Source organism: Candidatus Anoxymicrobium japonicum (assembly GCA_002843005.1).
Taxonomy (GTDB): Bacteria; Actinomycetota; Geothermincolia; order Fen-727; family Anoxymicrobiaceae; genus Anoxymicrobium; species Anoxymicrobium japonicum.
Genome location: PHEX01000062.1, coordinates 1 through 9,597, shown reverse-complemented (window position 1 = coordinate 9,597; position 9,597 = coordinate 1). Strand labels below are relative to the sequence as shown.

General features: G+C 60.4%; 5 protein-coding genes. All 5 read left to right on the top strand.

Translation table 11 applies throughout. The annotated features are described in order from the left end of the window. Nucleotides 1–273 precede the first annotated feature (273 nt). On the top strand, nt 274–3,282 hold the full coding sequence (locus tag CVT63_06615; GenBank protein ID PKQ27703.1) for a hypothetical protein: 3,009 nt from the start codon (nt 274–276) through the stop codon (nt 3,280–3,282). Beyond that, nucleotides 3,279–6,641, top strand: coding sequence for a hypothetical protein (locus tag CVT63_06610; GenBank protein ID PKQ27702.1), 3,363 nt, complete (start codon nt 3,279–3,281; stop codon nt 6,639–6,641). The genes CVT63_06615 and CVT63_06610 overlap by 4 nt, the downstream gene beginning before the upstream one ends. 104 nt (nt 6,642–6,745) lie before the next feature. After that, nucleotides 6,746–7,492 (top strand): LmbE family protein, encoded by a 747-nt coding sequence (locus tag CVT63_06605; protein PKQ27704.1) that lies wholly within the window; start codon nt 6,746–6,748, stop codon nt 7,490–7,492. 52 nt (nt 7,493–7,544) lie between these two features. Then, nucleotides 7,545–8,456, top strand: coding sequence for a glucosamine-6-phosphate isomerase (locus CVT63_06600; protein ID PKQ27701.1), 912 nt, complete (start codon nt 7,545–7,547; stop codon nt 8,454–8,456). Between the two features lie 20 nt (nt 8,457–8,476). After that, nucleotides 8,477–9,529 carry a hypothetical protein gene (locus CVT63_06595; protein PKQ27700.1) on the top strand — a complete coding sequence of 351 codons (1,053 nt, stop codon included), beginning with the start codon at nt 8,477–8,479 and terminating at the stop codon, nt 9,527–9,529. Nucleotides 9,530–9,597: the final 68 nt, after the last annotated feature.

Genomic DNA, 9,597 nt, shown 5'->3' with positions numbered 1-9,597 from the left:
CACGTGGACAGCCTGGGGGTCTTACAGCGTCTAACCCGCTAATTCCGCGTCCTGATCGGCAATGCGGGGCGTCGTGCGGGGTTAAGTCTTAAACTCCAGCTCGACTTTCGAGGGCAACTCATCTTCACGCGCGGCGAGCGAGTCAGACATTGGACGGAGCCTCCTTTCCAGTGTGCGTGCGCGGACAAACGCAACACATGGGGTCAGGCCCCCGGTGTTGCGTTTTGGTATCATTTGAGATAGCGGCTACGTTCACCAGGAAAGGATCTTTAAATGAGCGGCGTCGAATTGAACGCGCTCACAAACGCGCTTCGCGAATACTGTCGTGACCACACGCTCGAGGAAAAGATCGTCCTCGCGCCGTCGCGCCGCGTTGGCATGCAATGGTTGGACGCCGTGGCGCGGTCGGGCCAGCCCATCTTCAACGCGCGGGCGGAAACCCTCAAAAGCCTGGCGCTCGAGATCGCGGCGCCATGGATGGATTCGCGCGGACTCAGGCGGGCAAGAGATCTCGAGCTCGAGATCCTCATAGACGGGATAATCGCCGACCTGCTTCAAGACGGCGGTTACTTTTCGGTCCTCGCGCCGAGTCCCGGGTTGACCCGCGTCGTCGCAAACGCCGTAGGCGAGTTGAGAATGGCGGACATAGAGTCGGCATCCATTGTTCCCTCCGCCTTCGAGGTCGCAGAGAAAGGGCTTGAGATCAAGGCCGTCCTCGGCGCTTTCGAAAAGCGTTTGCGAGAGGACAATCTCTCAGATTATCCCGGCGCGTTGGCGCTCGCGGCGGACCGCCTGCGGGAAGAGGCCGATACGCCGGGCGATCTCCGCATCCTTGTGCCCGATGACATTTCACAGGAGCTCCGCGGCCTCGAGAGCGCGTTTCTCGAAGCCTTCCCGGAAGGCGCGCGCGTGGCGCTGCCGGTTGACAGTCCGTGCCAGGCGACAGAACTCACGCCCGCCGTCTTCAACGCGATTGGCGAAGTCAACGAAGTCCGCGAGGTTTTCCGGCGCTGTGTCGAAGAAAGCATCCCTCTCGACGAGGTTGAGGTGGTTCACACGGACACCGAGACCTACGTCCAGCACTTCTACGAGCTTGCCGTCAGAATGATGCATGAGGGCGCGGAGGCCCCTCCCGTGACCTTCGCCGAGGGCATCCCGGCGCGATATTCCCGTCCGGGCCGGGCGCTCGAGGCGTGGCTTGCCTGGATGCGCGGCGGCTACCCTCAGCAGACGATCGTGCGCATGATTACAGATGGCCTGCTCGAGATTCCCGGCGCTCGCGAACGCGGCTTGAGTTTCGCGAGGCTCGGCGCAATACTGCGCGCGGTTCCCATCGCCGCGGGCCTGAACCGCTATCAGAACGAGCTCGAGCGCGCGATACGCGCGGAGAAAGATTTGTCGAAGCGTCTCGACGGGCTGCGGATGTTGTCCGCTCTGATGGCCGAAATAAAAGCGCACACGCCGAATCCGGCTGAGGAGCAGAAAGTCTGGCTTGCTCACGCGCGTTATTTTCTAGAGAAAATCGTCCGCGCCACAAGCGAAATGGACGCCTACTGCCGCGAGGCGCTCCTCGACAAAATCTCCGAGCTCGAGACGTGCCTTTGCGAGGTTGGTTCGACCGGTTTCGACATCGAGGCATGGCTGGCGAATCTGCCCGCGAGTGTCCGCGTCGGCGGCCAGGGCCCGATGCCCGGGTGCATCCACGTGTCGAACATCAAAAGGGGAGGACACTCCGGCAGGCCCAACACCTTCATCGTAGGAATAGACGACACGCGCTTCCCCGGCGCCGGGCTTCAAGACCCGCTGCTCCTCGACGCCGAGCGCGTTGCCATGTCGCCTGATCTCACAACCGCCGGCCGGCGCATCGACATGAAGGCGCAAGGTTTCACCAGTCTCACCGCCCGATTGCGCGGCCGCGTCACGTTGAGCTACTGCTGCCGGAGCCTCACCGACGACCGGGAGATGTTTCCGAGCCGTGCGCTTGTCTCGGCTTGCCGCGGCGTGGGCGGCGAACCTGTCACGCGCATCAAATTCTCCGACCCGCCGGCGTCTTTCTCCCCCGGCAAGGAGGGCCGCTGCATCGACATGACGGAGTGGTGGCTATGGCGCATGTGCGCGGGGAACCCCGTGGAAAATCCGAAACAGATGATAGGCGAGAACTTCGCGAACCTGTCACGCGGACTGGCGGCGACAGATGCGCGGGCAAGCGACGAGTTCACCGAATACGATGGCTTCGTGCCCGAGGCGGGGTTGGCCAACGATTGCACAGCCCCCGACGGGCCGGCAATTTCGCCGAGCCGCCTCGAGACCTTCGCCAGATGCCCGATGGAGTACTTCTTCAAGCACATCCTCGAAATCGAGCTGCCCGAGGAGTTCGAGATAGACCCCTCGAGATGGCTGGATCCGATGGAACAAGGCAGCCTCCTGCACGCCGTCTTCTGCGACTTCATGCGAGAGCTCGACGCCGCGGGTCTTCTACCCCCTTCCTTCGACCGCGACAGGGACAGGCTGGCGGGCATCCTCGATGGCTATGTCCGGCAAAAGCAGGCTGAGAAACCACCTCCACCGGATCCGGGCATCTTCATCGCGGAATGCGACCGGCTCACATGCGCCGCCGAGATGTTTCTCTCAATGGAGGCGCCGTTGGGCATGAGCCGAACGCCGGTGGCATGTGAGCTTTCTATCGGGGTTCCGCCCGAGCGCGACGGCACATCCTACGACGTCGCCGAAGCGTGCGCCGTCGCGCTCCCCAACGGCAAGAGCGTCCGCGTCCGCTGCAAGCTGGATCGCCTGGACAGGGTGCTGGACGGCGATGGCGCCGATTACGTCGTCTGCGATTACAAGACAGGCGGCAGCGGCAAATACCACTCGAAGGGGCCGTTTGATCGCGGACGTTTCATGCAGGGAGCGCTGTACCCGGCGCTGGGCGAGATGGCGCTTCGCGAAAAGCACGGCGACGGCGTAAAGGTCGTTCGTTTCGAGTATATATTCCCCGGCCCCACCGAAGCGCGCCGCGAAGGGTGGAACAGGGACGAGCTCCAGGAAGGCCTGGGCCTTGCAGCCCTCCTCTGTGACATGATGTCGAGTGGTTGCTTCGCCATGACGACAGACGCGAAAGACCTCGAGTACAGCGAATATACGCAGGCGTTCGGAGACATCGACGCGACCGTGAAGGCGATCAATCGCAAGTGCGCTACCCTGGCCAACGCGGCGCTCGAGCCTTATCGCGCTCTTCGAGAAATAGCGCCACTGCCGGGAGACACCGCGGGTGGCGCGCGATGAGTGACGCGACATTCACAGCGGCGCCGGGCGACCAGGCGCAGCGAGACGCGATCGTTCGTGAGCTTGGCATCAACATATTAGTCGAAGCCGCCGCCGGCACCGGCAAGACGGCCAGTATGGTGAACCGCATGGTCGAGCTGCTCCGGAGAGGCAACTGCCAGAGCATCGCAACGCTCGCGGCGGTAACGTTCACTCGCAAAGCCGCAGCCGAGTTGCGCGCGAGGTTCCAGGCCGCTTTGGAGTCCGTGACCGCGCAGGCTGAGGGGCAGGATCGCGAGCGGCTCGCGCTCGCGCTCGCCAACATCGATCAGTGTTTCATAGGCACCATTCACTCTTTCTGCGCAAAGCTTCTCCGTGAGCGGCCGGTCGAGGCTGGCGTCGATCTCGCTTTCAAAGAGATAGAGCCGGACGAGGACAACCGTCTTCGCCTGCAGGCCTGGGCCGAGTACACGGCCCGCCTCATCGCGAACGACCCCGGCGGCATCCTTCCCAAATTGCGCCGGTCTGGCATGACGATCTCCGAACTGGGAAACTCTTTCATGCGCTTTGCCGATTTCCCGGACGTTGACAGGTGGCCCACGCCGGATCCGGCCAGAGACCTGCCCCCGATCGAACCGGTCGCACAAGAACTCTTTGCCTACGCGAAGCACATGCGCGAATCGGGTCCTTACCCTCCCGATCCTCCTCCGCCCAGCGGCGGCAGGCGGCTCTTTGAGGAGTATCAGCGGCTTGCATGGCTCGTCCGCCGGGGCAATCCTGACGACGTGCCCTGGCTCATCGATATCCTCGAACAGTTCGACCGGGACGCGCCGAGCATGAGCGCCGAAATGAAGAAGCGCGGCTGGGCCGATTTCGCCAAAAAGGAACAGGCAAGGTGGAAACTCTTTAGAAAAGAGGTCGCGGCGCCTTTCATGCGTGCGGTTCGGGAGATCCGATACAGGGTGGCGATAACAGCGCTGGCCGACGCGCGCGAGATATACGACAGCATGAGACTCGACCGGGGAGCGCTCAACTTCCAGGATCTGCTGATGAAGTCGGCGGATCTGCTCCGCGACAAGCCGCACATTCGAGAGTATTTCGCTCGCCGTTTTACGCACCTTTTGGTGGACGAGTTTCAGGACACGGATCCCATCCAGGCGCAGATCATGCTTTACCTGACGGCGACCGACCCCGGCGAGCGCGAGTGGAAAAGGTGCATCCCGCGGGCGGGCTCTCTGTTCGTCGTGGGCGACCCGAAACAGTCCATCTACAGGTTCCGGCGCGCGGACATCGTCACCTATAACGACGTCAAGAACATAATCAAAGATAACGGCAGGGTGCTGGAGTTCTCGGCCAACTTCAGGGCAACCGGCGAATTGATTGATTGGACCAACATGGCTTTTGAGGGGTGCTTTCCGCGCCTTGCCACGGACGAGTCCCCGGCGTATGTACGCTTGCGCAAAGGCAGAGCCCCCTCGCAGGCGAGCGACCTGTCAGGAATCAGGATCCTGCCGGTTCCCTCGGACTTGTGCAAAGGAAACTCTGGCGCCGCCGGACTGGAATATGAGGCCGACCTGATAGCACGCGCTATCGCGAGCGCCGTAAGCCGTGGCGCCACAATCACCCATCCTGGAGAAGACGCCGCGACGCCGGTCACCCCTGGCGACTTCATGATAATCGCTTTCAATAAGAGCGCGCTGTCCGTGTACGCTCGCAAGTTGCAGCAGTACGGCATACCGCATCAGGTCTCCGGAGGAACAACCCTGAGTGAAGTGTGGGAGCTGCGCCTCCTGCACACCTGCCTGGACGCGGTGACACAGCCGGACAACCCGGTGGCGCTTCTCGGGGCTTTGAGGAGCGAGCTGTTTGGGATCAGTGACGCCGCGCTCTATGCTTTCAAGGCCGCCGGGGGCAGGTTCGACTATAACTCCGGGGTACCGGAGGGGTGTTACCCCCCTGACAAGGGGGGCGAGGGGGATTTTACATCGCTCGCGCCTGAGCGCGCGGAAGCCATCCGCGACGCTTTCGACAGGCTCAAACAGTACTCCCGGTGGCTCCAGAAGATGCCGCCAGTTGCCGCTATCGAACGCATCGTTGCGCACCTGGGACTGATGGCGCTGGCGGCATCAAGGGAAGGTGGAGATGTTCAGGCGGGCAGTGTTGCCAGAGCGTGCGAATTGCTTCGAGCCGCGCAGGACACGCTGCCAACGACCGCGGATCTCATCGGTTTCCTGGGAGACATGGTTGCGGGTGCCGGCGGCTCAGACAACCTCGACGGCATCTCCGCACTGCCCGAGACCGCCCCCGCCGTCCGGATATTGAACCTTCACAAGGCCAAGGGGCTGCAGGCCCCGGTGGTGTTTCTGGCAAGCCACAAGACGTCCATGAGCGGCACAATAGACACATATGTCGATCGGCTCGAGGACAGCGAAGTCCTCGGCTACATGGGCATCTACAAGAAGACGACCTATAGCCCAACGCTGAGGGCAGCGCCTGAGGGGTGGGATGACCTCAAAGAGATAGAGGGCCGATTCTCAGATGCGGAGAAGACCCGCTTGCGTTACGTGGCGGCAACGCGCGCCGAATCGATGCTCGTGGTGACCAGGCAGGACAACGGAAAGGGCAACAGCATATGGAACGAACTGGGACCGTTTGTTGACAGCGAGCCGGCACTTGCCGACCCCGGGAAAATCGGGGGGTTGCGTCACGCCGCCTCCGCCGTTTCACCGGCGGCGGTCGAGCAAGCAACTCTGGCCGTTGAGTCCCGGATGGCGGCGGCCCGCGAGACGACATACAGCGTGCGCGCCGCCAAAGAGCTTGCGCTATCGGGGGAATACCACGGGGCGGCATCGCTTGAGGTTCAGGCGGGAGCGACCGCCAGGGTTCCCGAAGGCGAGCACGGAGTCAAGTGGGGCGAGGCCGTGCACCAGGTTCTGGATCTGGTCATGAGAAATAATGACGCGTATCTCGAGAATTACGCGAAGACCGCACTGTTGAAAGCCGGCATCGATCCGACGAGGCAAGGCGACCTCGTCGACACGGTAAAAGTAGTCATGACCTCCGACATATGGAAACGCGCCCTGAACGCTGACAAGCGCCTGAGCGAGGCGACTTTCCATCTTCCCGACGGGAGAAACTTAGTGCGCGGTTCGATAGACCTTGCTTTTCTCGAGGACGGAGGATGGGTCATCGTCGATTACAAGACGGATGCCGCGGGGCCGGACGGCGACCTGTCGGTTGCCGCATCGAAATACGCGCCGCAGATCAGGCTCTATGCGCGCGCGTTCGAGACGTGCACCGGCCAAAAGGTCAAAGAAGCCGTGCTGTACTTCCTCGGGGGTCAGGCACCGTCTACCGCTTTAGCGGTAGACGGTGCCTGACCCCTCTACGCAGTAAAGGTAGACGGAAATCGTGTTTACTCCTGTTGTATCATTGAGTGATCCCTAGAAAAAGGAAAACACGCATGACGGCACAACAGAACAAAATGGTGACAGTCCTGGCCGCCGGCGCGCACCCCGACGACATCGAGTTCATGATGGCGGGCACCGTGCTGCTCTTAAAGGAACGTGGCGCCGTCCTCCACATGTGGAACATCGCCAACGGCTGTTGCGGCACTTTGACTCATGGACGCGATGAGATAATCCATCTGCGCTCAGAGGAGGCGAAAGCGTCGGCGCTCGAAGCCGGCGCGGTATGGCACGCTCCGGTTGCCGACGACATGGCGATATTCTTTTCCGCGGAACTGCTGGCTAAAGTGGCGGCGGTGGTGCGCGACATCAAGCCGGACATAATGCTGGTTCCTTCGTTATTTGACTACATGGAGGATCACTTGAATACGGCGAGGCTGCTCACGATGGCGGCGTTCGCGAGAGGCATGCCGAACTTCAAGACAGAGCCGCCCGTGCCACGGTGGGATGGCGAGACCGTTATCTACCACGCGATGCCGTACGGGTTGCGAGATTGGACGCGACGCGTCGTCATGCCAGGGCAGTACGTGGACGTCTCGCGTGTCATGGACAGGAAGCGCTTGATGCTTGCCATGCACCGCACGCAGGGCGAGTGGCTGGACGCGAGCCAGGGCGTCGGCTCGTATATCGGCGCCATGGACGAGATGTGCCGCGAACTCGGCGAAATGTCCGGCCGCTTCACGTATGCGGAGGGGTGGATGAGGCACAATCACATCGGGTACAGTCGTAGCGATGAGGATCCATTGAGCGATATTCTGGGGTAGACGGTACCTGATCCCCAACGTCTAATGTTAGAACATTTGGGAGGACTGAACTGTGGCAAGGCCGGACAGCCTGATAGCTCCGGGATGGTGGGATTATACGACGCTCGATCGCGAGATACTCAGCGACGCGGCGCGGCTCACCCAACAGGACCTGGCGTCGCTTTCGAGGCCCGGCTTTGATGTGGTGTTTTACGACACCCTCGAGGAGTTTTATCTCGCGGAAGCGCTCGAGTACATCGAAGCGTGGAGACAGGCGACGCCGGATAATCCGGCGGGAATATGCGGGCCGATCGGGCCAACGGCGCAGTTGCCGCTTGTGGCGCAACTGGTCAACAGCCTTCACCTCGAACTTCACAACGCGTACTTCTGGGGCATGGACGAGTGGATGGAGAATGGCCGGTCGGTACAGTTGTCGCACCAGCTCTCTTTCGCGAGGAAAGACAGGGAGCTTTGTTTCGACCGCATCGAGCCTCGCTTGAGGATGCCGGACAGCCAGATGCTCTTTCCCGTCGGCGACCTCGACGCGTACAGCAGGAGCTTCGATGAAGTTCGGTGCGTGGTCATGCAGGGCGGGCAGGGCGACGTCAAGCACTGGGCGTTCAACGACCCGTTCCGGCGGGAAGGGGCATACTTAGATGAGCCACCGTCAGTCGAAGAGTATCTCCGTCTCGCGACCAGGGTCGTCGAATTGCACCCGGCGACGGTGACGCAAAACGCGCGCGCGTTGACCGGCGGAAACGTCACGGCGGTGCCGGCGCGGGCGGCAACAGTGGGGCCGGTCGAGAGCTGGAAAGCGGAGCGCGTTTCGATATGGCAGGCTGGCATGGACGACAACCCGTTCGGGATGAGGCTCACCGCGCTGATGGTATCAAAGGGCATCGCCGACAGTTCGGTTCCGATGTCGTTGCTCGCCGGCCACCCGAACGTCCGCTTCAGTTTTTATCGCGCCGCGTTCGATACTTGATATTTGGGGAGAACATTAATATGAAGCGAAAGACACGCGCTCTTATAGTTATGACGATGACGCTGCTCCTTATCGCCGGCCTCGTTTCGCTATCGCCGGCATCAAAAGTTGCCGCCGCTTCGACTTCCTCGAGGTTGCACGGGGCAAACCTTGCCTGGCTGGACGGTCAGTACGGTCATGACATTGGCACCAACTTCCTGTTCAACTGGGGGTGTTCCTATAACCATTCTCACATGCAAAAGTACTTTCAAGATATGAGAAAAATGAATTTGAATATCGTCAGGATATGGCTTTTTGAAAATCTCGAGGGATTGAAATTTGATAGCGGCGATAACGTATCGGGACTTGACGCGACTCTCATCACAAATCTCCGTGACACGATCGCGATAGCGAAGGCGAATAACATTCAACTATATCTCACACTGTTAAACGGTTGCGACGTGAACTCGTTCGAATTTCCCTTAAGCGCGGATCATCAGACGCTGAGAAACAGGCTGATCAACATTATTCAGGATCCGGGGAAACGAGCGACCTACTTGAACAACGCCGTCGGGCCCCTTGCCGCCGCGTTCAAAGGCGAGAGTCAGATATACGCCTTTGACGTGATAAATGAGTGTGAAGGCGCTGTGACCGGGGCTGATGGAAACATTATCGGCCCCGGCGTGTCATGGGACACAATGAGATCTTTCATCTTAGGTACAGTTACGAAAATCAAATCCGCTGACGCGACCCGTCAGGTCACGAGCACCTCCGGATGGCACGATTGGAATAACGTCATGAACGGGAAGTTCAGCGGCCTCGGCCTCGACTTTTACGATTTCCATGTTTACGACAGTGCCGGATATATTCCTGAGTACTCCACCCTTAATCTGGACAAACCCGCGATTCTCGGGGAATACGGACAAAAGCAAAATACCAGTTGGGACGACACTCTTCAAAATGATGCCACCAGGAATTTTCTCACAAACTGCAGGAACAAGGGATATGATGCCGGGTCACTCATATGGACTTACGGTTATGCTGGTTCTACGGAAATCTTTAATGGGTCCTCACACAAATCGGTGGGTGACTGAACCCCAACAAACCTTGCCATAACGGCATTCTCCCCCTATATTCCGGTTGTTGTATCAGCGACCAGAAC